Annotated in this window: 18 protein-coding genes; 14 read left to right on the forward strand and 4 right to left on the reverse strand. The window is 61.0% G+C overall.

Annotation, left to right across the window (positions count from 1 at the left end):
• Positions 1 to 32: 32 nt before the first annotated feature.
• On the reverse strand, positions 33 to 2105 hold the full coding sequence (locus C7378_RS00520; RefSeq protein WP_131990655.1) for a M13 family metallopeptidase: 2073 nt from the start codon (positions 2103 to 2105) through the stop codon (positions 33 to 35).
• A gap of 124 nt (positions 2106 to 2229) precedes the next feature.
• Here C7378_RS00520 and C7378_RS00525 point away from each other — a divergent pair, with 124 nt between their 5' ends.
• From C7378_RS00525 to C7378_RS00545, 5 genes are all read left to right on the forward strand, one after another.
• Positions 2230 to 3501 carry a hypothetical protein gene (locus C7378_RS00525; protein ID WP_131990657.1) on the forward strand — a complete coding sequence of 424 codons (1272 nt, stop codon included), beginning with the start codon at positions 2230 to 2232 and terminating at the stop codon, positions 3499 to 3501.
• 287 nt (positions 3502 to 3788) lie between these two features.
• Entirely contained in the window at positions 3789 to 4850 is a 1062-nt protein-coding gene (hrcA, locus tag C7378_RS00530) for a heat-inducible transcriptional repressor HrcA (RefSeq protein WP_131990659.1), read from the forward strand.
• Positions 4851 to 4915: 65 nt separating this feature from the next.
• Positions 4916 to 5539: a nucleotide exchange factor GrpE gene (locus C7378_RS00535; RefSeq protein ID WP_131990661.1), complete on the forward strand. Its 624-nt coding sequence runs from the start codon at positions 4916 to 4918 to the stop codon at positions 5537 to 5539.
• Positions 5536 to 6675: a molecular chaperone DnaJ gene (gene dnaJ / locus C7378_RS00540; RefSeq protein ID WP_131990663.1), complete on the forward strand. Its 1140-nt coding sequence runs from the start codon at positions 5536 to 5538 to the stop codon at positions 6673 to 6675. The genes C7378_RS00535 and dnaJ overlap by 4 nt, the downstream gene beginning before the upstream one ends.
• Positions 6676 to 6786: 111 nt before the next feature.
• Positions 6787 to 7587: a LytR/AlgR family response regulator transcription factor gene (locus tag C7378_RS00545; RefSeq protein WP_131990665.1), complete on the forward strand. Its 801-nt coding sequence runs from the start codon at positions 6787 to 6789 to the stop codon at positions 7585 to 7587.
• On the opposite strand, the gene C7378_RS00550 is transcribed toward C7378_RS00545, so the two are convergent.
• Positions 7577 to 8662: a LacI family DNA-binding transcriptional regulator gene (locus C7378_RS00550; RefSeq protein WP_131990667.1), complete on the reverse strand. Its 1086-nt coding sequence runs from the start codon at positions 8660 to 8662 to the stop codon at positions 7577 to 7579. The genes C7378_RS00545 and C7378_RS00550 overlap by 11 nt on opposite strands.
• A gap of 150 nt (positions 8663 to 8812) precedes the next feature.
• On the opposite strand from C7378_RS00550, the gene C7378_RS00555 reads away from it, so the two are divergent.
• From C7378_RS00555 to C7378_RS00575, 5 genes are all read left to right on the forward strand, one after another.
• Complete coding sequence (locus C7378_RS00555; protein WP_131990669.1) at positions 8813 to 9517, forward strand: L-ribulose-5-phosphate 4-epimerase; 705 nt, start codon at positions 8813 to 8815, stop codon at positions 9515 to 9517.
• A gap of 18 nt (positions 9518 to 9535) precedes the next feature.
• A complete protein-coding gene (locus tag C7378_RS00560; protein ID WP_131990671.1) occupies positions 9536 to 11269 on the forward strand; it encodes a sodium:solute symporter family protein in 1734 nt (577 codons plus the stop codon).
• Between the two features lie 14 nt (positions 11270 to 11283).
• Complete coding sequence (locus C7378_RS00565) at positions 11284 to 11493, forward strand: hypothetical protein (protein WP_131990673.1); 210 nt, start codon at positions 11284 to 11286, stop codon at positions 11491 to 11493.
• Between the two features lie 45 nt (positions 11494 to 11538).
• Positions 11539 to 12948 (forward strand): L-fucose/L-arabinose isomerase family protein, encoded by a 1410-nt coding sequence (locus C7378_RS00570; protein WP_131990675.1) that lies wholly within the window; start codon positions 11539 to 11541, stop codon positions 12946 to 12948.
• Between the two features lie 85 nt (positions 12949 to 13033).
• Positions 13034 to 14602, forward strand: a complete 1569-nt coding sequence (locus C7378_RS00575; RefSeq protein ID WP_131990677.1) for a ribulokinase — start codon at positions 13034 to 13036, stop codon at positions 14600 to 14602.
• Here C7378_RS00575 and C7378_RS00580 read toward each other — a convergent pair.
• Together C7378_RS00580 and C7378_RS00585 are read right to left on the reverse strand one after the other, a co-directional pair.
• Positions 14599 to 15606, reverse strand: a complete 1008-nt coding sequence (locus C7378_RS00580; RefSeq protein ID WP_243647963.1) for a 3'-5' exoribonuclease YhaM family protein — start codon at positions 15604 to 15606, stop codon at positions 14599 to 14601. The two genes, C7378_RS00575 and C7378_RS00580, sit on opposite strands and share 4 nt — an antisense overlap.
• 9 nt (positions 15607 to 15615) lie before the next feature.
• On the reverse strand, positions 15616 to 17460 hold the full coding sequence (locus C7378_RS00585) for a peptidylprolyl isomerase (RefSeq protein WP_131990679.1): 1845 nt from the start codon (positions 17458 to 17460) through the stop codon (positions 15616 to 15618).
• Between the two features lie 204 nt (positions 17461 to 17664).
• Here C7378_RS00585 and C7378_RS00590 point away from each other — a divergent pair, with 204 nt between their 5' ends.
• The 4 genes from C7378_RS00590 to C7378_RS00605 all read left to right on the forward strand — a co-directional run bounded on the left by C7378_RS00590 (position 17665) and on the right by C7378_RS00605 (position 22662).
• Positions 17665 to 19290, forward strand: a complete 1626-nt coding sequence (locus C7378_RS00590; protein WP_131990681.1) for a S41 family peptidase — start codon at positions 17665 to 17667, stop codon at positions 19288 to 19290.
• A 73-nt stretch (positions 19291 to 19363) separates the two neighbouring features.
• Positions 19364 to 20842, forward strand: a complete 1479-nt coding sequence (locus C7378_RS00595; RefSeq protein WP_243647964.1) for a GH1 family beta-glucosidase — start codon at positions 19364 to 19366, stop codon at positions 20840 to 20842.
• A gap of 83 nt (positions 20843 to 20925) precedes the next feature.
• Positions 20926 to 21432: a hypothetical protein gene (locus tag C7378_RS00600; protein ID WP_131990683.1), complete on the forward strand. Its 507-nt coding sequence runs from the start codon at positions 20926 to 20928 to the stop codon at positions 21430 to 21432.
• Positions 21433 to 21489: 57 nt separating this feature from the next.
• Positions 21490 to 22662, forward strand: coding sequence for an acyltransferase family protein (locus tag C7378_RS00605; protein ID WP_131990685.1), 1173 nt, complete (start codon positions 21490 to 21492; stop codon positions 22660 to 22662).
• Positions 22663 to 22687: the final 25 nt, after the last annotated feature.

The following is a 22687-nucleotide window of genomic DNA, read 5'->3' on the forward strand; positions in this document are numbered from 1 at the left end:
CCCCCGTTGATTTAAACGCAGATGCTCTTCCTCTACCAGATAGCGCACCGCCTGGCCGGCGCCATGGGCTGGCCGGTCTTGCAGTTGAAGGCCTTCTGGAACTCCGGCAGATTGACCACGACGCCGTTCACGCGGTCTTCTTCCGGCGAGTGGGGATCGACCTGCACCCGCAGCTTGAGCTCCTGGGGACGGTTGTTCTGACACCAGCCCTGTCCGTATGCGACGAAGAACTGCTGCTCCGGAGTGAGGTTGCCGTACTCGGCGCTACCCTTGGTTGCAAGGTTGATGCCGGCGCGCTGTGCGCGGTCCACGTAGGCCAGGAACGCCAGCTTCAACCCGCCCAGGTCAGCAATGTTTTCGCCGAGGGTGAGCTTGCCGTTTACGTGCAGCCCGTCGACGGCGACGAAGCTGTCATACTCCTTCACCACGCAGTCGGCTCGCTCGTTGAACTGCTTCGTGTCTGCGGGTGTCCACCAGTCCTCGAAGTTGCCTTTCGCGTCAAACTGCCGTCCTTCGTCATCGAAGCCATGGGTCAGCTCATGGCCGATCACGCCACCCGCATCGCCGTAGTTGACTGCATCGTCCTGGCGCGGGTCGAAGTAGGGCGGCTGGAGGATGCCGGCAGGGAAGTTGATGTCATTCATCTGCGGGTTGTAGTAGGCGTTCACCGTGGGTGGAGTCATGCCCCACTCGCCGCGATCGACGGGCTTGCCTATCTTCGCAATCTCGCGCTTCGCCTCAAAGACGGTGGCGCGCTGCGCGTTGCCCAGGGCATCGCCGCGCACCACGGTGAGCGTGGAGTAGTCGCGCCACTTATCCGGGTAGCCGATTTTGTTGGCCACGCCGTGCAGCTTCTCCTTGGCTTTGGCTTTGGTCGTGGCGCTCATCCAGGTGAGCTGGTCGATGTCGTGGTCCATCGCGGTTTCGATGTCCTTCGTCAGCGCCAGGGTGCGGGCCTTGTCCGACGGGCTGAAGCGCTCCGCCACATAAGCCTTGCCGAGAGCCTCGCCCAATGCGCCGTCTACGGAACGCACGCAGCGCTTCCACCGCGCCTGCTGCTCGGGCTGACCGACCAGGATTCTGCCGTAGAAATTAAAGGACTCCTGATCGAGCGCGCTGGGCAGAGCGGTGGAGGGAATTCCCCGCACGGCGGCCCAGCGCAGATAGGTTTTGATGGAATCAATGTCAGTGCTGCCGAGGGTCTGGTTCAAACCGGTAAAGAATGCCGGGGTCGCCACGTTGGCCGAGGCTACGTCAGGAGAGCCAACGTCGCGCAGGTAGCGCGCGAACGAGAAGCCCGGCACGGAGCTCTGGAACTGCGAGACCGATGTCTTGTGATAGAGATTGGCCGGGTCCCGGCGCTGTACATTGTCGAGCGACGCCTTGGCCAGTGCGGTTTCGAGGGAGAGGACGGTCGCGGCATCCCTGGCCGCCTGCTCCTTCGATTCGCCGATCAGTTCGAAGGTCTTCTCTACGTGATCCTGATACTGCTGCCGCAGCTTGACGGATTGCGCGTCGGTGCGGAGGTAGTAGCCTTTCTCCGGCAGTCCGAGGTCGGCCTGATCGAAGACTGCGATCTCCTGCGTCGCATCTTTGAAGTCCTGGTCTGATTCGAAGTTGAAGAGAGGGTTTTCGCCGTTCAGCGTCATCTTCGCCAGCAGGCCGGGCAGTTCCTCCTTTGATCTGAGCCCGTCGATCTGGGCCAGCACCGCTTCGATGGGCTTCAACCCGGCGGCATTGATCGCATCCACATTCATGCAGGTGGCGTAATAGTCGCCGATCTTCTGGTCGTTGGGGGAGCGTCCGGGATTGTCTGCAGCGGCCCGGTCGAGGATCGATTTCAACACCAGCCGGTTCTGCTCTTCAAGCTCCGTGCCGCGTCCATAGGAGGATTCGTCGGCGGGAATGGGATTGCTCTTGAGCCAGCCTCCGCAGGAGTACTGGTAGAAATCGACGCATGGGTCGACACTGGTATTCATCAGGGCGGGATCCATGGCCTTCAGATTCTTTGCGGCGGAGGTTTGTGCAGAGACGCTGAGCGGGAGCAGGAGCCCCGCCAGGCTTAAACCCAGGGTGAGGGGCAGAGCGGCTTTCTTCTTGTTCATTCGGCCTCAGGCATGCGTACATTTTCCAGCAGTAAAACGGGCAGGATGAAAGCTATCAAACTGGGAAGCCAATCAATTGTCAACAACTATGCGGGGCTTGTAGCAATATAGGGACATGAGGGGAATGGCGAAATTCATGGGGATCGGGGTGGCCGCTCTTGTCTGTGCGCAGGCCTTCCATGGCTTTGCCGCGGCACCGGCGAAGACTGATCCGGGGCCGCAGCCGACGGTTCGCCTTGCGGTGGAGCCTCTTGGCTACGCTCCTCCCAGCACCTTCTATCTCATCTATCGGCTCTCTTCGGGGAGCCTGAACTTCATCGACAGTGACCATCTGCTGTTCACCTTTCACCTCAACACGCTCATGCGGCGGCTGCCCGGGGACACGGACGGCGACGAAGATCAGACCATCCGCGCGGTGGTGCTTCAGATCTCAACCGGCAAGGTTGTTACGCAGGTTGACTGGCGGATGCATGACCGCGGCCAGTATCTGTGGCCGATGGGCGGAGGCCGGTTCCTGATCCGGCAGCGAGACACGCTCTACACCACGGACAGGACGCTGGCCCTCAAGCCCTATCTGCGTCTCACTGATCCGATTGAGGCCCTGAAGTTTTCCCCCGATGGAAAGCTTCTGCTGGTGGAGGTCAAGCAGCCACTCTCCGAGCGCCGTCCCGGGCCGACGGCGGCTGACCCTGTCCCTGAAATCGGCACTCGCCCTACACGTATCTACCTTGTCCGCGCTGCTACACAGAAGGTGATTGCAACCTCTGTCACGCACGAGCCGATCGACATGCCCATTGTGGATAACGGCTACATGGAGGCGCTCTCGGCAAGGCAGAACAATCAGTGGCTGATCCAATATGTGCCGGTCGAGGGAACGCCTAAGCAACTCACCAATGTGCCTTCCACCTGCCAGCCTACCCAGACGCCGCTGAGTGTAGATGTGACGCTGGTGAGCGGCTGCGTCGGCACGACGGGAGACCATGTCGTGAGCGCCGTCTCCATGGAGGGAAAGCTTCTCTGGCAGCAGACATGGTCGTCTCATTACATCTGGCCCACGTTTGCGATGGCGGAGAACGGCAGCAGGTTCGCCTATGGGTCGCTGCTGACCACCCATGACATCGGCACGCTTGATCCGGTCAACGAGAGCGATATCGCCAGCCAGATGGTGGGCGTTTTCGATACGGCGACCGGTCAGCTCAAGATGGTTAAAAAGGCTAATCCGATTCTCAGCGCAGGGCAGAACTTCGCGCTCTCTCCGGATGGCAATCGCTTCGCCATTCTCAACGAAGGCTCGATAGAGGTCTATGACCTGCCGCCCGCGGCGGCTGCGGTCAATCCGTCCTCTGTTGTTTCACCATCCTCAGTGGCGCAGAAGTCGGTGGCGCAGAAAAAGTAGCGGCACGAGGTTCGTCTCTAGCTGCCGGGTTTTAAGCGGGCAGCTTTTCTGTTTCAGGATAGTGGTGCTGCTGCCTGCCTATCCTGGCGTCATAAGGGCGAGTCGCGAGAGTGTTGCTCATATCAAGCTACGATGCAGGCTACGATGCGCCTGCCGCGACATTTGACTGGTCCGGGCGGAGGAACATCCTTTCTTGACCCACCCTCATCCCGTCCCTAGAATTAAAGAGGAAGGCTCTGCACAATTGAAGCTGTCGGAGCAAGGTGCAGGCACTTGCAGGGAAACCCATGGTAGCCGATCTGCGTATCAGCGCCCGCGAAAGACTGGTGCTGACCACTATCCTCGAGAATTACATCGCCACCGGCGAGCCCGTGGCTTCCCAGGCCATCGCGAAGGCCCTGGGCAATAAAGAGGGCATGGGGCCGGCTACGATCCGTAACATCATGGCATCGCTTGCCGATGCGGGACTGCTCGATCAGCCGCATACCTCGGCGGGACGCATTCCTACTCCGCTGGCTTTTCGCTTTTATGTAGAGCAGTTAAGCGCGCCCGCCCGCCTGAGCCAGCTCAGCGCCGAGCGGCGCGAACAGATTGAAGAGAGCTTTGCCGGCGTCAGCAGCAGCCAGCAGTTTCTGGAACGGACCTCGCACGTGCTGGCGTCGATCTCAAGCGGCGTCGGGGTGGCCTTTGCTTCCATCGCCGAGACCCACCTGCTCGAACATATTCATTTCTCGCGCCTCAGCGTCGGACGCGTTCTGGCGGTGCTGGTCACGCGGGCCGGGGTCGTTCTCGACCGCGTGCTGGTGCTCGATAAGGACCTCTCGCCGGTTGAACTCGAGACGGCTGCGCGCTTTCTCAACGAGAACTTCTACAACTGGTCAGTTGAGCGGATTCGCGCCGAGCTTGGCCGCCGCATCGAGCAGGAACGCAGTGAATGCGACCGCATGATGCTGTCCCTGCATGAGCTTTGCCGCAAGGGCGCGCTGGCCAGCGATGCGCCGGGCCAGACGATCTTTATCGAGGGCTTCGCCAATTTGCTTTCCACCGAACTCGACCGCGAGCGCCTGCGCCAGATGCTTACAGCGCTTGAGGCGAAGCAGCGCATCATCGAGCTGCTGAATGCCTATGTCGATTCGCGCCAGCAGAATGTGCGTGTGGTGGTTGGACTGGAAGACACAATTCCGGCGATGGGGGATCTGGTGCTGATCGGCGCATCCACCCGCCTCGGCGGACAAAATTTCGGTACCGTTGCCGTGCTCGGCCCTACGCGCATCCAGTATCAGGAGACGATGAACGCAGTCGCCTACGTCGCGCTCCTCTCGGATCGCATCCTCCAGACGCCGCAATAGCAGCGCACTTGCGCCGGACGCAAGCACGTGCCGGATAAATCATGAAAGGTTTCAAACGGATTTTTATGAGCAATAAAACCTTGGAAGATAACCCACCTACCGAAGCAAACGTGGAAGTCGCTCAGGGTACTGACCCTGTTTCTGACCCTGCCGACTCCATCACCACTGGGGTCGAGGGCGCAGCGGCGACCTCTGAACCCATTGCCGGCTCTCGCTCATCTATTCCGCAGGAAGACTACGAGCGGATCAAGGCGGAGCGGGACAGCCTCTTTGACCGGCTGGCGCGCCTGCAGGCCGAGTTTGACAATGCCCGCAAGCGTGAATCGCGGGAGCGCTCGGAGTTCCGGGATTACGCCGTGGCCGGAGCGATTGAGCAGTTTCTGCCGGTCCTCGATAATTTCCAGCTGGCGCTCAAGTCCACCGGCTCAGCGGAGCAGCTGCGCACGGGCGTGGAGCTGATCGTCAAGCAGATGGAGGAAGCCCTGCGGTCTCTGAATGTGCAGCCGATTGAGACGGTTGGCGTGACCTTCGATCCGCGCGTACATGAGGCGCTGGAGATGAGCGAGCGGCCGGATCTGCCCGATCACCAGGTGTTTGAAGAGGTGCGTCGCGGCTACCGCATCAAGGAGCGCATGTTGCGCCCGGCGCTTGTCCGCGTCGCCAGCAACCCGCAGCAAAAGGAAGCATGAGCAGAACAGCCAACGTGAGCAAAACCGACTATTATGAAGTGCTCGAAGTTACCCGCGAAGCCTCCGACACGGAGCTGAAGACCGCTTATCGCAAGCTCGCGCTCAAGTTCCATCCCGACCGCAACCCCGGCGATGCCGAAGCCGAGGAGCGGTTCAAACAGTGCAGTGAGGCGTACCAGGTTCTCAGCGACCCGCAGAAGCGCGCCGCCTATGACCGCTACGGTCACGCCGGAGTCGGCGCGGCCAACGGCGGGGACGGCAGCCCGTTCTCGAACATGCAGGACCTTGGCGACATCTTCGGCGATTTCTTCGGCGAGATGTTCAACATGGGCGGCGGAGCAGGCCGCCGCGGCTCGCGCGCACAGCGTGGCCGCGACGTGCGCTACGACCAGACGATCGAGTTCGCCGATGCGGTCTTCGGCAAGGAGATCGAGGTTAACGTGCGCCGCATGGAGGCCTGCGTCGACTGCCGCGGCACCGGCACCTCAAACGGCCGTGGCCCCGCGACGTGCCCCCAGTGTCAGGGCAGGGGACAGGTCCGCTACCAGCAGGGCTTCTTCTCCGTGGCCCGCGCCTGCAATGCCTGCGGCGGCACCGGCAGCGTGATCTCCGACCCGTGCACCACCTGCCGTGGCGACGGACGCCAGGAGCGGGAGCACACGATCGCGGTCAGCATTCCTGCAGGGGTTGAGGAAGGCACGCGCATCCGCTACCAGAGTGAGGGCGATGCAGGCCGTTTCGGCGGCCCTTCCGGCGACCTCTACATCGTGCTCACGGTCAAGCCGCACGAGTTCTTCGAGCGGGACGGCAACGACCTTCACTGCGTCGTTCCCATCTCGATTTCCCAGGCGGCACTGGGCGATGAGATCACGATTCCCACGCTTGAGGGCGAGACGCGCCTGAAGATTCCGGAGGGCACGCAGAGCGGCAAGGAGTTTCGGCTCCGCGGCAAGGGTGTGCCGTATCTCAACAGCCACGGGCGCGGCGACATGATCGTCCAGGCGGCGGTCCAGACCCCCACCCGGCTCTCGAAGGTGCAGAAGGAGCTCTTCCGCCAGCTGGGCGAAAGCCTCTCGGTGGAGAACACCCCAACCTCGCGCAGCCTCTTTGCCAAGGTCAAGGAAATATTCAGCTAAGCGGCGGGGAGATGGAAGCGATATTTGTCGCTTCCATCTCCGGCCCGCGCATTCAAAGCTCGCCCTGCTGACCTCTCCAGCTAAGCCCTATACTTAGATCTGGCAGAACGAATGGCAATCACCGCACTGATCATTGACGATGAAGAGCTGGCCCGCGAGGAGTTGAAGTATCTTCTCGACTCAGAGGGCGGCGTGGACGTGCTCGCGCAGGGGACGAATGGGATCGAGGCCGTCGATCTGATTCGTACCCACAAGCCGGATGTGGTCTTCCTGGATGTGCAGATGCCCGGGCTGGACGGTTTCGCTGTTCTCAAGAAGCTGCTCGATCGGGACCACAAGGAGCCGCTGCCGCAGATTATCTTCGCAACTGCGTATGACCAGTATGCGGTGCGCGCCTTTGACGTGAACGCCATCGACTATCTGTTGAAGCCATTTGAGCGAACCCGCGTTCTGCAGGCGCTCGACCGCGCGCGCATCCGCCTGCAGGAGATCGAGCCTGCTCCCTTCAGCGGCGATACCCGCATCGGAGAACTGCTGCGCCTTATCGAGCAGCAGCAGCAGCCCCAGCGGTCCCACAGCGGCAAGATCGTTCTCCAGGCGCATGGCCGCCTGCTGCTCGTCGATCAGAAGGACATCTGCTTCGCCTCAATCGACGAAGGCATCATCTCAGTCGTGACCCCCACCATCGAAGGCCACTCCAAGTGCCGCACGCTGGAGGAGTTGCTCGACCTGCTGGAGCCTGCCGTCTTCTGGCGCGCGCACCGCTCCTACGTGGTGAATATCAACCACATCAAGGAAGTAGTGCCGTGGTTCAAGTCCAGCTATCAGTTGCGCATGGACGACAAGAAACAGACCGAGATCCCGGTCAGCCGGGCGCAGACGCGCCGCCTGCGCGAGCTCTTCAAGCTTTAGTCCGGCTGGCGAGCTTCGGCATGGTCCCCGGCGGGAAGCCGGTCGACTGGCGCACCGTGAGCCGGGTGGGAATTGGCCATATCTGCTTCGCCGTCTTTTCTGTCCCTTCCACGTGTATCCGCAGCGCCTCAAACGCTGCCCTCGCCAGATCTGCGCGCGACATGCGTACCGTGGTCAGCGGCGGATTGACAAACTCCGCCAGGTGGATGTCGTCGAATCCGATCACGGAGATATCTTCCGGCACGCGCAGCCCGGCGCGCGCCAGCACGCGCAGAACGCCAATCGCGGTCATGTCGTTTGAGCACATCACGGCGGTCGGCAACTCCTTGAGCCGGAGTATTTCCTCCATGGCCCGCATGCCGCCCTCAAGGGTGTGGTCGCCAGCGGGGAGCCACTCTTTCGGCAGCTTGAGGCCGATCTCCTCAAGAGAATGCAGAAAGGCGTCGCGCCGCAGCTGGCATGACCGTTGCTGCAGCGGGCCGGTGATGAAGGCGATCTTCCTGTGTCCCAGCGCGGCCAGATGCTGCACGCCTTCGCGGATGCCCTGGCGATAGTCGACCAGCAGCGTGCTCACGCGAGGGCTGGGGGGAGCCTCATCGACAAACACCATTGGAATATTCCGCGAAGCCAGCTCATTCAGCAGTGGACCTTCAATACCGAAGGTCATGACCGCGACTCCCTCGACGTTGCGCTCCAGCAGGCGGCGGATGCAGCTCTCCATGCTGGGGACGTCGTAGTTGGTCGAGCCGATCAGGATCTCGTAGTTATTCTCGACGGCGATGCTCTCAAACCCCTGGATCAGCTCGGGAAAGAAGGGGTTGGTGATCTCGGAGATGAGCAGACCCAGAATGCGGCTGCGCCCGGAGACCAGCGCCCGGGCCTGGGTGTTAGGGAAGTAGTTCAGCTCGGCGATGGATTTCCAGACCCGCTTGGCCAGATCCTTGTCCACGGAGGGGACGCGGTTGATGGTGCGCGAGACGGTTGCAATGGATACTTTGGCGTGGCGCGCGACATCGCGAATGTCCAGCCGCTTGTTTTCGGGTTTCTGTTGCCTGGTGCGTTTCTTCGTAGCCATCGTATCGTTCGAATTGCGCTTGACTTGGCAAGTGTAAATTGCATAAGGTCAGAAGGCTAGTAAACGTTTGCCGATAAAAGTGCCAGTAAACCAATTTAGTGAGATACTTTTTCTTTGCCACCCCGCGTAAGTGGCAGGTAAGGCCTTGATATGCTCGAAAAACTGAAAGTTGACGTCCTCGAAGCGAATCTTGAACTGGTTCGCCGCGGCCTCGTGCTGTACACCTTCGGCAACGCCAGCGGCATTGACCGCGAGCAGGGACTGGTCGTCATCAAGCCCAGCGGCGTGCCCTATGAGCAGATGAAGCCGGAGCACATGGTTGTGACCGATCTGCAGGGCACGCAGGTGGAAGGCAGTCTTCGCCCCTCCTCCGATCTGCACACGCACCTGCTGCTCTACCGCGAATTTCCGTCCATCGGGGGCGTTGTGCACACGCATTCCGAGTACGCAACTGCCTGGGCGCAGGCCGGACGCAGCATTCCCGCCTATGGCACGACTCATGCGGACTATTTCTACGGCCCTGTTCCGGTGACGGAAGAGCTGACGGCCGAGGAGATCAACGGCGACTACGTGCTCAACACCGGCCATGCCATCCTTCGGCGCTTCGAGGGGCTTGACCCGCTGGCGATTCCGGCGGTTCTCGTGGCCGGTCACGCACCCTTCACCTGGGGCAGGACGGCGGCTGATGCCGCCTATCACGCGGTGGTGCTGGAATCAGTCGCGAAGATGGCCTTTGTGACCGCAACCCTCAACGCGGAAGGAGCAGGCGTCTCGCAATGCCTGCTCGACCGCCACTATTTCCGCAAGCACGGGGCCAAAGCTACCTATGGCCAAAGCAGCGAACCGCACAAGTAAAAAGGCAGACCAACCCTGATGCCCATCCAATTCGCCAACCCAGCCGCTCTCGCCCTCTTCGCAGGCCCGGTCAAAGCGCAGCTCGCGAAGCTGACCGGCGTCGACATTCTTGTCATTGCGATCTACTTCGCGATGGTCATCTTCATTGGCTTCTACCTGCGAGGCTCCTCGAACACCAGCGAGGAATTCTTCATGGCGGGCCGCGAGATGACCGCGTGGATTGCGGGCCTGAGCTTTGTCTCGGCCAATCTCGGCTCACTTGAACTGATGGGCTGGGCGGGCTCGGCCTACCAGTACGGCATTCTTGCCGCGCACTGGTACTGGATCGGCGCCATTCCGGCGATGCTGTTTCTCGGCATCGTCATGATGCCGTTCTATTACATCTCAAAGACCCACTCGGTTCCGGGCTATCTGCATCTGCGCTTCGGCGATGGAGCCAGGGCGCTCTCGGCGGTCAGTTTCGCCTTCATGACGGTGCTGATGAGCGGCATCAATATGTACTCGATGGCGCTGGTGATGAAGGTTGTTCTCGGCTGGAACCTGAACTTCTCCATCTGGGTTTCGTCGATCACGGTCGCCATCTATGTCGCGCTGGGGGGGCTCAAGTCGGCCATCTTCAATGAAGTGCTGCAGTTCCTGCTGATCTGGCTGGGAGCCCTGCTGGTGCCCATTCTCGGGCTGGTCGAGGTCGGCGGCTGGACCAACCTCCGCGGCCAGATCCTGCACCGTCTCGGTTCTGCCGAATACGTGCATATGTGGAGCACGCTCGGCCACTTCAACTCGAACCCCATGGGGGTCCACTGGACCGGCATTGTCTTCGGCCTCGGTTTCGTGATCGCCTTCGGCTACTGGACGACGGATTTCCTGGTCGTGCAGCGCGTGCTCTCGGCGGACAATCTGCGCTCGGCGCGCATGGCTCCGATCATCGGCGCGGGCTTCAAGATGCTGGTTCCCTTCATCGTGATCCTGCCAGGCCTGGTCGCGCTCTCGGTGCTGCCTTTCCACCTGGTGGGAGAGACGACGGCGGTTGCCACCGGCCAGCACAGCTACAACGAAGTGCTGCCGCTGATGCTGGTTCGCTACTGCGGACCGGGCCTGCTGGGCCTCGGCGTCACGGCGCTGATCGCCGGATTCATGTCAGGCATGGCGGGCAATGTCAGCGCCTTCTCAACGGTCTGGACCTACGACCTCTACGGCGCGTTCATCAACAAGAAAGCGACCGATCGTCACTATGTCTCGATGGGCCGCTGGTCGACCTTCATCGGCGTCCTCATCTCAGTGGGCACGGCCTACCTGGTGCAGCACGCGGCCAGCATCATGGACTACGTGCAGCAGCTCTTCAGCTTTTTCATCGCGCCGCTGTTTGGAACGGTCATTCTGGGCATGCTGTGGAAGCGTGCGACGAAGGAGGCTGGTTTCTGGGGGCTGCTGGCCGGCACCTGCACGGCTATCGGCCTGTGGCTGTGGGTGCATCTGAACCCCGCCGCGCTGCGCTATGTCGCCCTCTCGCCGGATGCCAAGGACATGGCAGAAAATCTCTATCGTGCTCTCTGGTCGTGGCTGGTTTGCGTCATTGTAACTGTGGTGGTTTCTTATATGACCAAGCCGCGGCCAGTCTCCGAACTCGCAGGGCTGGTTTACGGAGTTGTGCCGCTGCCCGATGAGCATGACGAGCACTGGTATCAGCGGCCGATCGTGTGGGCGAGCATCATTGCCGTGCTCTTCATCGGGCTCAACATTATCTTCTGGTAAAACGAGGTCATCACATGCGCGAGACAATGTCGATCTGGTTTTTCGCGGGCGTTCTCTTTCTCGCCTATGGTGTCGTCATTACGTCCGAGGGGTTATGGGAACTGGCTCATCCGCCCCTGCATCGGCCCGTCCTCTATTCGCTCCATGCTCCTATCTGGTGGGGAGCAGCCATGGGGCTTGCGGGCCTCGCTTACACCGTGCGGTTCTGGCCGCGCAAGCACTGATTTTGTAAAGACTGGTCCCGAAAGCGGGAAAGGAAAACTGAAATTATGAAAAAGCAGCTTACATTTGGAATGATCGTTGGCAATCGCGGATTCTTTCCTGACCACCTGGCGAAAGAGGGCCGCGAAGAGATGCTCGGCGTCCTTACAAACGCCGGAATCAAGGTCATTGCGCTTACACCGGAAGAGTCAAAGTACGGCGCAGTAGAGACTCACGACGAGGCCATTCGCTGCGGCGAACTCTTCCGCAAGCATCGCGATGAGATCGACGGCATTATTGTCACGCTGCCCAATTTCGGCGACGAACGCGGCATTGCGGACGCTATCCGCTACTCAACGCTCAAGGTTCCGGTGCTGGTGCAGGCCACGCCTGACCGCCGCGACGACATGAAGATCTCCGACCGCCGCGACAGCTTCTGCGGCAAGATGTCGGCCTGCAATAACCTGATGCAGTACGGCATCCCCTACTCCATCACCGGGCTGCACACCGTTGCTCCGAACTCGGCCGCCTTCGCCAAGGACCTCGAATGGTTCTCCGCAGTCTGCCGCGTGGTGGACGGACTTCGCAATCTGCGCATTGGCGCCATCGGCGCCCGCCCTGCGGCTTTCAACACGGTTCGCTACAGTGAAAAGCTGCTCGAACGCAACGGCATCTCGGTCGAGACGCTCGATCTCTCTGAGATCATGGGCCGCATCGCCAAGCTCAGCGACAATGACGACGCGGTGCAGGCAAAGCTTGCGGCCATCAACGCCTACGTTGCGACCAAGGGCATTCCCGCCCAGGCGCTGATGAAAATGTCGAAGCTCGGCGCGGTCATCGACGGCTGGATGCAGCAGACCCATTGCAAGGTCAGCGCCATCCAGTGCTGGACCTCGATGGAAGAGTACTTCGGCGTGGTCCCCTGCACGGTCATGAGCATGATGAGCGAGAACCTCTTTTCGAGCGCCTGCGAAACCGACGTCTGCGGCACGCTGAGCATGTATGCGCTGGCGCTCGCCTCAGAGACGCCGAGCGCGCTGCTCGACTGGAACAACAACTACGGTGAAGATCCCGACAAGGCTGTCTGCTTTCACTGCTCCAACCTGCCGAAGCACTTCTTCGCCGATGTGGTCATGGACTTCCAGGCCATCATTGCCGGAACGGTCGGCAAGGAGAACACCTTCGGAACCTGCGTGGGTCGCGTGAAGGCCGGCGCCATGAGCTACGTGCGCTTCTCGACGGACGACTACAGCGGGAAGATTCGCGGCTACATCGGCGAGGGTGAGTTCACCAACGATCCGCTGGAAACCTTTGGCGGCGCGGGCGTGGTGAAGATTCCTCATCTGCAGAAGCTGCTGCGCTACATCTGCGAGAAGGGCTTCGAGCACCACGTCGCCGCCAACTTCTCCCAGGTGGCAAGCCCCGTCTACGAGGCAGCGACACGCTACCTCGGATGGGAGATGCACCACCACCAGTAAACGAGGGAAACGCTCCTCGAGTACCCCACGTCTCGCTTGAGGCGTGGGGCTTCCCTTTGACCGCACGATTCACAGGAGTAGATTGATGGCCATCGTCGCAGGCGTAGATTTCGGCACTCTCAGCGTTCGCGTAACCCTGCTCGACAGCGAGCGCGGCCGCCTCGGCACGGCCGTGGCTGAATATCCGCTTCATCGCAAGCGCGAAGATCCCAACTATGCCACCCAGTCGCACTATGACCAGATGGACGCGCTCATCAAGGCGACGCGCAAGGTGCTCGCGGATGCGGGAGTCGCGGGCGAAGACGTGGCTGCGATCGCTCTCGATACCACTGGTTCGAGCGTCATTCCGGTGGCGGCCGATCTGACGCCGCTCGATGACTACTACCTCTGGTGCGACCATCGTGCCAAGGAAGAGGCTCGCGAGATTACCGAACTGGCGCATCGCGAAAAGCTGGAGGCAATCGAGTGGTGCGGCGGCGTCTACTCGCACGAGTGGGGCTTCGCCAAGCTGCTCCACTGGCTCCGCCATAACCCGGACAAGCGCGACAGGTTCGCCACCGCCTTTGAACACTGCGATATGGTGGCGGCCACGCTCGCCGGCATCAAGGACGCGAAGCTGGTCAAGCGCAGCGTCTGCGCGATGGGGCACAAGTGGCTCTGGAATCCGAAGTGGGGCGGTCTGCCGCCGCAGGAGTTTTTCTCAAAGCTCGATCCCGTCTTTGAGGGCATCCGCGCCCGATTTGACGGCGAATATCTGACCTCCGATCATCTGGCCGGTCATCTTGCGCCGGAGTGGGCGGAGAAGATGGGCCTTCGCGCGGGTATTCCCATCCCGGTAGGGGCCTTTGACGCGCACTGGGATGCAATCGGCGCAGGCTGCCGCGAGGGCGACGTCGTCAACGTGGTCGGCACCTCGACCTGCATCATTGCCATGGAGCAGAAGACGACGCTGGTACCCGGCGTCTGCGGCGTGGTTCCGGGCAGCGTCCATCCACAGTTCACCGGTGTCGAGGCGGGGCTCTCGGCCACCGGAGACATCTTCGAGGCCATTGCCCGCCGCGCCGGAACCAACGTGAAAGAGTTGTCGAAGGGGCTTGAAAGCTATCGCGCCGGGCAGACCGGCCTGCTGCGCCTCAGCTGGGACAACGGCGATCGCACCGTGCTGGTCAACTCGGAACTGGGAGGCGTTACGCTGGGCTGGAACCTGATTCACACCGCGCAGGACGAGCTCTTTGCGGCCATCGAAGGCACAGCCTTCCACACGCGCATCATCCTCGAACGCATGGCCGAGCACAGCGTTCCTGTGGAGCGGGTGATCAATGCCGGGGGCATTCCGCAGAACAACAAGGTGCTCAACCAGGTCTATGCCAATGTGCTGGGAAAGCCGGTGCTGGTGCCCGCGGGAATTCCGACGAGCCTGGGTTCAGGCATCTTCGCGCTGCTGGCTGCCGGGGCATTCAAGACGGTGGAGGAGGCGCAGTCCAGGTTGTGTCTCGACTACACCACCTATGAGCCGGAGGCCGAGGCGCACGCCATCTACAACCAGCTCTTCGCGCACTATCGCAAGCTCTACTTTGCGCTCGGCAGCCGCGGAGCCGAAGCGGTTGCGCTGGGCGATGTGCTGCCCGATCTGCGAAAGATTGCGGCCCGCTAGCGCTTCAGCAGGCCGTTCGTGTTGAGGAGCGGGCGTTCCATCGCCCGCACCCAATCCGTCATCTGATCAGGAGCCTTGCCGGCTGCTTCGGCGCGGGCAAACTCGCTTCGCATGGTCTGCATCTTCGCGTCGAGATCGTCCAGGTAGTTGAAGAGCACGGCCTCGGGAATCATGGGCAGCTTGGGCGAGCCGAATTCATACTTGCCATGATGGCTGAGGATCAGGTGCAGCACCAGGATGCGGAGGTCCTGGGGAAAGCTGTCCAGTTGTGCGATCTTGCTCTCTACCATCGCCACGCCGATGGAAATGTGCCCGACCAGCTGGCCCTCCAGCGTGTAGTCGAAGCTGGTGCCCCAGCTCAGCTCGCGCAGCTTGCCGATGTCGTGCAGTACGGCAGCCGTCATCAGCAGGTCGCGGTCAATCTCCGGGTAGTGCTTCGCCGTCAGCTCGCATAGCCCCAGCAGGGAAACGATATGCTCCAGCAGGCCGCCGATCCAGGCGTGGTGCAGCGCCTTGGCGGCGGGCGCATGGCGCAGCGCTCCGGCGATCTCCTGATCGTCGAGGAAGGCCCGCAGCAGCGCCTTGAGGTGTACGTTGCTGAAGCTGTCCACGAAGCCGTTCAACTCCGCCCACATCTCGTCAATGCTGCGGACGGTGTGCGGCACAAAGTCGGCAAGGTCGTATTCACCGGGAGCAGCCAGGCGAATCTTGTCGAGGTTGATCTGCAGCTTCTCCTGGTAGCGGCAGACCAGTCCCTTTACCTTGATCACGTCGCCGTTGTTGAAGTCGCCCACCTCGGAGGCGTCCCACATGCGGCACTCGATCTGCCCGGTGCGGTCCGCAAGGTTGACGGCGAGGTAGCGGCTGGAGTCTTTTTTAGCTCGAAACTGCTTGGCGCTGGCGACAAAAAATCCTGTCACCTGCTGATTCTCAAAACGGGTGAGGTCGGTAATGTAGAGATCTTTCATAGGAAAAGAAAATGGCCCGGAGGTCATCCGGGCCATGATGAGATTTTACTGAGGCTTGTTTGGCGCCGGCTCCGCAGGGGTTGCGCTCTGGTCCTGGGTTTGAGAAGCGGGCGGGGTCGCTGCGGGGGCGGTGTTCTGCTGCTTGGACTCCTTGTCCTTGCGTCCCTGGTCAGCGAAGCGGGTCTTCTCGCCGGTGTTAGCCTTCTTGACCTTCTTCTTGGTTGCGGTATCGCCACTCAGGCCGAGTGGCGCCGACTGCACTTTCCGCGAGGCCAGTTCATCGCTGCTCTCCGGAGGAGGAGCATAGGGGTCATCCTGCCGGGCCGCATGCTTCTTGTCCTTCTTGACCTTGGCCTGGTCGGCGAAGCGCTTCTTCGTCTTCTTTTGGGTCTGCTGCTCTTCCTGTCCGTCGGCCCGGATATCGGGAGCTACGTTGCTCTGCGCAACCTGTGATTCTGCCTGTCCTGCTCCGGGAGTCGTGTTGCTGGTGGGAGCGACCGCGCCTGCATCCTCTGATTTCGTATCGCCCTGGGGCAGAGTTCTGCGGGGCGCCTGGCCAAAGCGAATCTTTTCCTTCTTGCCGGGCTTTTGGACCGGAGCATTGTCGGCGACCTTCTGCGACTTGGCCCTGGCCGGCGCCGCTGAAGATGCAACCGTAGTGTTGCCCTGCGGAACCTGATCGAGGCTGGGAACATTGGAGGGCACAGCCTTGGCCGTCCTGGCCTTATCGGCCTTACGGGTCTTGGTGCGGTAGCGGGCGCGCGTTACATGCTTTTTCTTCTTCGGGCCGGGAGGCGTATAGGCGCTGTAGACAGGCTTCAACTCATTGGGGCTCGCACCGGCATCGGTGAAGCCGGGCTTGATGTCGATGTACGCCTCTTCGCGCAGCCTGGTGAGATATGCGCGCAGCGCGGGCTGCATCTTCTCCATGCCCACGGCGTCTTCCACCTGGGGCTCAACCTTGTTGATCGGCGTTACGCCGCCGGGCGTATGGTCCACCACCTTGAGAATCACAAAACCCTGCTTGGTGCGAATCGGCTCCGTATACTGGCCAGCCTGCTTGTCAAAGGTCCGGTCTTCGAGCACTTTGGCGAGCTGTCCACGCTTGAAGTCACCGAGATCGCCGCCCTGGGCCGCCGTGGGGCCGCCGGAGGAGCTCTTGGCCAGCGCGGCAAAGTCCGCGCCGCTCTTCAGCTTGCTCTCAATGTCCTCAGCCTTGGTCTTGGCCGCCGCGACCTGCTGGGCGTCGTCCGGGTTGGCGGTAGGAATCAGGATCTCACTCAGCCGCACCTGTTCAGGCTTGTCGAAGTCGGACTTGTGCTGGTCGTAGTACTGCTGCACCTCAGAGGGGGTGATCGAAATGTGCCGCCCTACTTCGTCGCGGATCACCTGCGACGTGATGATGCTGTTGCGGATATTCGCCTTGAAATCTTCATAGGAGACGCCCTGCGCCTCGGCGGCCTTCTGCAGGTCTTCGAGCGAATCGAGATGGTTCTGCTTGCGGATCTCATCGAGACGGCGCACCAGTTCGTTCTCGCCGGTAATGTCGAGCTGCTTGCCCTTGGAGATGAGCAGTTGCTGATCGATGAGATTGCGCAGCAGGTCAGCCTTCTGCTGATACAGCTCCTGCTGGCTCCATCCCTGCTGGCGAGCCTCGGCTTCGAGGTTCTGCTCCGCGCGATCAAAGTCGGACTTGCTGATGACCTGGTCGTTCACGCGCGCAACGATATCTTCAACCACCGTGCCTTGATAGGGAGACTGCTGTTGCGTGCTGCGGTCAGTGACGGAAGCATTGCGCGCGGACTGCCCCCACGAGGGAAGGGCAACGATTACCATGCTGGCGGCGAGCACGGCGCTGAACTGCAGGGACTGCATGGGTCGAAGGGTCATCTGTTGAACGTCTCAAAAGCAGCGCGGAGGCCGTTTGCATCTCTTCGCAGGAAACAGTCAGGCTCGGCGGAGTGCTTTCCGTTCATTCTAATCATCCGTACCCGCGAACGCCAATGGCGGCCTTCAGGAGGGCGCTGAATGCTATACTTCGCACAGGAAGCGCCCCGCACCACGGGCGCGTCCAGAAGGAACCAGCCTCTTACCATGTCACCCCGCGCGCGCCGCACCGCCTTCTCGCTCGTCCTTTTCTTTACCGCCTGCGGCCTGGCAGGCATGGTTGTCAGCCAGAGGGTAGGCGCCCAGTCTGCCGGCGATGAGTCCCAGTTCCGCGACAGTCTCAAATCGTTCACCAGTGTCTACAACCTGGTTGCGGAGAACTACGCCGAGCCTCTCAACGCCGATATGCCGGACAAGACCATCTACGATGGCGCGATTCCGGGCATGCTGCACACGCTCGATCCGCACTCCAGCTTCTATGACCCGAAGGCCTACGCGAAGATGCGCGAGGACCAGCACGGGAAATACTACGGCGTGGGAATGACCATCCAGCCCCAGTTCATCGCGGGAACGCAAAAGATCGTCGTTGTTTTCCCCTATGAGGGTACGCCGTCCTATAAGGCCGGCATCCACCCCGGCGACATTATTATCTCGGTCGATGGCAAGTCCACTGACAACATGAACTCCGAGCAGGTGGCGAACCTGCTCAAGGGACCCAAGGGAACCCACGTCAGTCTCTCCGTCGCCCGCGAGGGCTCGGCTGCGCCGCTCACCTTCGACCTGGTGCGGGATGAGATTCCCCACCCCAGTGTCGATCTGAGCTATGAGATCCGGCCGGGCATCGGCTATATCCACATCACCCAGTTCCAGGAGACGACAGGCCGCGAAGTCTCCGACGCAGTGAATGCCTTCGGCAATCTCAAGGGACTGCTCATCGACCTGCGCGGCAACCCCGGCGGAGTGCTTGTCGAGGCCGTCGCTGTCTGCGACAAGTTTCTGCGCCGCGGCCAGGTGATCGTTTCGCAACGCGGACGCGCCTTCCCCGAGCAGGTCTATCGCGCGACCCATGGCGATGGACGGCAGGACTTCCCCATCGTTGTGCTGGTGAGCCACTCCACGGCCTCGGCAGCAGAGATCGTGAGCGGAGCGCTGCAGGATCATGACCGCGCGCTGATCGTCGGTGAGACGACCTTCGGCAAGGGCCTGGTGCAGTCGGTCTATCCCTTATCGGATGACACTGGCCTCGCGCTCACCACTTATCACTACTACACGCCCAGCGGACGGCTTATCCAGCGCAACTACAACGGCGTTTCGCTGTACGACTACTACTACAATCACGATCAGCCGCAGGACCTGAAGAACCGCGAGGTCAAGCAGACCGACTCCGGACGCACGGTCTACGGCGGCGGCGGCATCACTCCCGACGTGAAGATCGATCCGCCCAAGTCCAACCATTTCCAGGACGTGCTGGCGGCGCACTATGTCTTCTTCAACTTCTCCAAGCACTATCTGGTCAATCACTCGATCACCAAGGATTTTCAGGTGGACGATAAGGTGCTTGCCGACTTCAAGCAGTTCCTGACGGCCCAGCAGGTGGCCTACACCGACCAGGACATTGCGGGTGTTCTCGACTGGGTCAAGGCCAACATCAAGGCTGAACTCTTCACCTCCGCCTTTGGCGAGCAGCAGGGAATGAGAGTGCGGGCGAATTGGGATCCGATGATCAACAAGGCTCTCGAGTACATGCCGCAGGCCGCCTCCCTGGAGGAGACGGCGCTCAGGGATGCAGCCGCCCGCCAGGCCGCAAAGAACTCCGGTCCTCAGGCTGAGTAACGAGTAATAAACAGTTTTACTTTTGTTAAGTCGCGGTGCTAGCATTCCTCAGAATTCCTGAGGAGTAGATCACTTGATCGATCGTCGCCGCTTTCTTCTTAACTCGCTTGCCGTTGGTGGTGCGAGTCTGTTTGCTCGCCAGTTTGCTTTCGCGCAGGGCCTTTCCGCAGAGAACGGCGCCGTCAGCGAAGCTGCGATTCGCAACGCGCGCTTTCCTGAACATTTCTACTGGGGCACCGCCACGGCGTCCTATCAGGTAGAAGGCGCATGGAACGTCGATGGCAAAGGCGAGTCGATCTGGGATCGCTTCTCCCACACGGTCGGCAAGGTCAAGGGGGGCGACACGGGCGACGTTGCCTGTGACCAGTACCACCTCTACAAGCAGGACATTGCCCTCATGAAGCAGCTCAACCAGAAGAGCTGCCGCTTTTCGATCTCATGGCCGCGCATCCAGCCCACGGGATCGGGCGCGGTGAATCAGAAGGGGCTCGACCACTACAGCCGGGTTACCGATGCGATGCTCGAAGCGGGCATTCGCCCGATGTGCACCATCTACCACTGGGATCTGCCTCAGGCCATTGAAGACAAGGGCGGCTGGCCGAATCGCGACACGGCGGCACTCTTTACCGACTATGCGGGGATTGTCACCAAGGCCCTGGGCGACCGGATCGATACCTGGGCCATCTTCAATGAGCCATGGGTCTTCACGTATCTGGGGTACGGCGTGGGCGTTCATGCGCCGGCAAAGTCCGACATCAAGCTCTTCCTCAAGGCTGCCCACACGGTCAATATCGCCCAGGGTGAGACCTTCCGCGCCATGAAGGCCATCTCGCCGAAGGCTCAGATCGGCAGCGCGTTCAGCATGTCGCCTGGTGTGCCGGCCACCAGCAGCGAGGCCGATCGCAAGGCGGTCGAGCGCTTCCACGCCGTCAATAACGTCTACTTCCTCTACACCGCGATGCACGGCAAGTATCCTGACGCCTTTGTCGGGGAAACTCCTTATGACGTCATGGGCTTCAGGCCGGGAGACGACAAGCTGATGCAGGCCAAGCTCGACTGGATCGGCATCAATTACTACAACCGTCACTTCATCTCTGACGCAGGCCAGGGCGGCGATCCATACATGCACTTCAATGCGGTGATGCCGGCGGTGGGGCCTATCACCGACAATGGCTGGGAGGTCTGGCCGCGTGGACTCTACGACATCGTTACCCAGATCAGCCACGAATACTCGAACCCCATCATCGAGATTACCGAGAACGGCTGCGCCTATGACGACACCCCCTTTGCGGGGGCGGGCGGCCACGTTCCCGATGTGCGCCGCACGAACTTCTATCGCGGCCACCTCGCCGAGCTTGCCCGGGCCATCAAGGACGGCGCGAATGTGCGCGGCTATCATGCGTGGAGCCTGCTCGATAACTTCGAGTGGGCGGAGGGCTACAGCCAGCGCTTCGGCCTGACCTATGTCGATTTCCGAGATCAGAAGCGCACCGTCAAGGACTCGGGACTGTGGTATTCGCGGGTCGCGGCGGCAAATCATCTCGACGTATAACAGCCCTGCGGAACCAGCCTCGCGAGGAGCGAGGCTGGACCGCCCGCGGGGGGTATACTCAGGGCGTTCCTTCTACGAGGCTTATGCGAAGACTTTCTCTGCTTGCCCTGCTCCTGTTCCTTGGCATCCTTCCGTTGCGCGCTCAACAGATCGTCCCTGCTGCTGCGGCGGCGAAGCTGCTGCCCGACGCCGTTTTTTTCCGCGGTCAGTCTGCGCCGGTTGAGGCGCGCAACTCCGGTGGCGTTCATTATCCGGATGGCATGTATGTCCTCAGCGCTATCGTCGACAGCTCCGGTTATTCGAGCGGCATCCAGCAGAAATATCAGGCATACTTCATCAGCGAAGTCACGGTCGATATCGAGGGACACAAGCTTGGCCCCGGCGCTTACGGGGTGGGCTTCGTCAATGGCAAATTCGGCGTGATGGACATCGGCGCGCATGATCTCTTCTCCGTTCCTGCAACGCATGATGCCGTGCTGCGTCGCCCATCTCCCTTTCAGGTGATTGCCGATGCGAAGACGGGAAGCTACCGCCTCTACTTCGGTCGCAACTATGTCGTTTTCAGCCGTTCGGACAAGTCGGCACAGTAGATTCTGCGCGTGAGCAGGCAGAGCTTTGGGTGGGAATCGCGCTGATACGATAGGGCTGTGCCCCCTCAGCAATCCAGTCAGCTGCAGCCATCGCGCGCCCATATTCCTGCGCTCGACGGCATTCGCGGATTCGCCGCGATCATGGTCTTTCTCCTCCACTATGGGGGCGGCGCACATGCGCAGCTGCTACCGGTCCGGCTGATCGGATATACGATCCGTCTCGGATGGTCGGGTGTCTCGCTCTTTTTCGTCCTCTCGGGATTTCTGATTACGGGAATCCTATGGGACTCGATGCGCGCCATCGGCTGGTGGAGAAACTTCTACATGCGGCGTTCGCTCCGCATCTTTCCCCTCTACTATTTCGCGCTGGCGATCTCCTTTACGGGCGCCCTGTTTTTTCATCGCAATGCGGTTCACTTGTGGCCGGTCGAGGTCATCAATTGGACCTATGTCTTCTATCTCCAGAACATCCCGCCGCTTCATCATTGGGCGACGCAGATACCCAGCCCGTTTGGCCTGGGGCATACGTGGAGCCTGGCTGTCGAGGAGCAGTTTTATCTCCTCTGGCCATTCCTCCTTCTTTTTGTGCGGAAGAGTCGAGCGGCAGCGGTCCGCCTGTGCATTGCTGTCTGGCTGGCTTCGCTCGCCTTCAGGATTCTTGTCGTTATCCTTCCTCTGCAGCCGCAGTGGGGCATCGAAACTCTGCCCGGGCGCGCGGGCGACATGGCGGCGGGCGCTGCCCTGGTGCTCGCCGCAGGACTCGGCCCGAGGGTGCGAGCCGCGATTGCGAGGTTTGCTCCCTGGGTGATTGTCGTATCGCTGGGCGCTGTGGCTGGAGCGGTCCTCTACTGCAGAGATCCATTGCAGCAGAACCCCAGCAGCATGGGAATGGTGGAGGTCACCTTCTTCAGCCTGCTCTACGCATCGCTGATTGCGACTTGCCTCCGGCCCGGGGCTTTAACGGCCGTGTTCCAGTGGAAGCCGCTTCGCTGGTTTGGAAAAATCAGTTATGGCTTCTATGTCTATCACCTGCTGCTGCGGCCGATTTATATCGCGCTCGCCTTCAGGATTGCGCCCGAGGCCGGAGGCAATGCGCACCTGCTGATTCTTTTCTTCGTGGCGCTGGTGGGTACGCTGGCCGCAGCCAGCCTGTCCTTTTACACCTTCGAGCGAGCGTTCCTGCGCCTCAAGGATCGCTATCCAGCGGTCAGGCCTCAGGTGAGAGCGTAACGAGCGCCCGCCTCGCCTGAGAATG

Origin of the sequence: Acidipila rosea, from assembly GCF_004339725.1 — a bacterium.
Classification (GTDB): domain Bacteria; phylum Acidobacteriota; class Terriglobia; order Terriglobales; family Acidobacteriaceae; genus Acidipila; species Acidipila rosea.

Coding starts and splice junctions, on each gene's coding strand:
- C7378_RS00590 (WP_131990681.1), top strand. CDS start 17,665: ATGTCACCCCGCGCGCGCCGCACCGCCTTCTCGCTCGTCCTTTTCTTT.
- hrcA (WP_131990659.1), top strand. CDS start 3,789: ATGGTAGCCGATCTGCGTATCAGCGCCCGCGAAAGACTGGTGCTGACC.
- C7378_RS00585 (WP_131990679.1), bottom strand. CDS start 17,460: ATGACCCTTCGACCCATGCAGTCCCTGCAGTTCAGCGCCGTGCTCGCC.
- C7378_RS00545 (WP_131990665.1), top strand. CDS start 6,787: ATGGCAATCACCGCACTGATCATTGACGATGAAGAGCTGGCCCGCGAG.
- C7378_RS00580 (WP_243647963.1), bottom strand. CDS start 15,606: ATGGCCCGGATGACCTCCGGGCCATTTTCTTTTCCTATGAAAGATCTC.
- C7378_RS00565 (WP_131990673.1), top strand. CDS start 11,284: ATGCGCGAGACAATGTCGATCTGGTTTTTCGCGGGCGTTCTCTTTCTC.
- dnaJ (WP_131990663.1), top strand. CDS start 5,536: ATGAGCAGAACAGCCAACGTGAGCAAAACCGACTATTATGAAGTGCTC.
- C7378_RS00555 (WP_131990669.1), top strand. CDS start 8,813: ATGCTCGAAAAACTGAAAGTTGACGTCCTCGAAGCGAATCTTGAACTG.
- C7378_RS00570 (WP_131990675.1), top strand. CDS start 11,539: ATGAAAAAGCAGCTTACATTTGGAATGATCGTTGGCAATCGCGGATTC.
- C7378_RS00525 (WP_131990657.1), top strand. CDS start 2,230: ATGGCGAAATTCATGGGGATCGGGGTGGCCGCTCTTGTCTGTGCGCAG.
- C7378_RS00520 (WP_131990655.1), bottom strand. CDS start 2,105: ATGAACAAGAAGAAAGCCGCTCTGCCCCTCACCCTGGGTTTAAGCCTG.
- C7378_RS00550 (WP_131990667.1), bottom strand. CDS start 8,662: ATGGCTACGAAGAAACGCACCAGGCAACAGAAACCCGAAAACAAGCGG.
- C7378_RS00560 (WP_131990671.1), top strand. CDS start 9,536: ATGCCCATCCAATTCGCCAACCCAGCCGCTCTCGCCCTCTTCGCAGGC.
- C7378_RS00600 (WP_131990683.1), top strand. CDS start 20,926: ATGCGAAGACTTTCTCTGCTTGCCCTGCTCCTGTTCCTTGGCATCCTT.
- C7378_RS00535 (WP_131990661.1), top strand. CDS start 4,916: ATGAGCAATAAAACCTTGGAAGATAACCCACCTACCGAAGCAAACGTG.
- C7378_RS00575 (WP_131990677.1), top strand. CDS start 13,034: ATGGCCATCGTCGCAGGCGTAGATTTCGGCACTCTCAGCGTTCGCGTA.